Annotated in this window: 2 rRNA genes; both read right to left on the bottom strand. The window is 45.1% G+C overall.

The window, feature by feature from the left end:
- Positions 1-3: 3 nt before the first annotated feature.
- Positions 4-116: ribosomal RNA gene (gene rrf / locus GTP46_RS29215) — 5S ribosomal RNA — on the bottom strand.
- Positions 117-280: 164 nt separating this feature from the next.
- Positions 281-399: ribosomal RNA gene (locus tag GTP46_RS29210) — 23S ribosomal RNA — on the bottom strand; the annotation flags it as partial.

Raw genomic sequence — 399 nt, 5'->3', positions numbered from 1 at the left:
CTAGCTTGACGATAACCTACTTTCACACTGGTTGCAGCACTATCATCGGCGTAGAGTCGTTTCACGGTCCTGTTCGGGATGGGAAGGGGTGGGACCGACTTACTATGGTCATCAAGCTTTGACTTGTACTAGCTTCGCGTCTTTCTCCGCGATGCCATGAATCTGGAAGACAGTATTATAAACGATTTATATCGTTTATGCAGTAATTGTTTTTGGTAATGAAGATGTTATCAACGAACGTCCAATGTACTTCTTATTCGCTACAACCTGCTAAGGTTATAGGGACAAGCCGTACGGGCAATTAGTATCAGTTAGCTTAATGCATTACTGCACTTCCACACCTGACCTATCAACGTCCTGGTCTCGAACGACCCTTCAAAGAGCTCAAGGCTCTGGGAA

This window comes from Duganella flavida, from assembly GCF_009857445.1.
In the GTDB taxonomy this organism is placed as follows: domain Bacteria; phylum Pseudomonadota; class Gammaproteobacteria; order Burkholderiales; family Burkholderiaceae_D; genus Rugamonas; species Rugamonas flavida.
The sequence above is the reverse complement of the archived record's forward strand: the minus strand, read 5'-3'. Positions and strand labels throughout refer to the sequence as shown.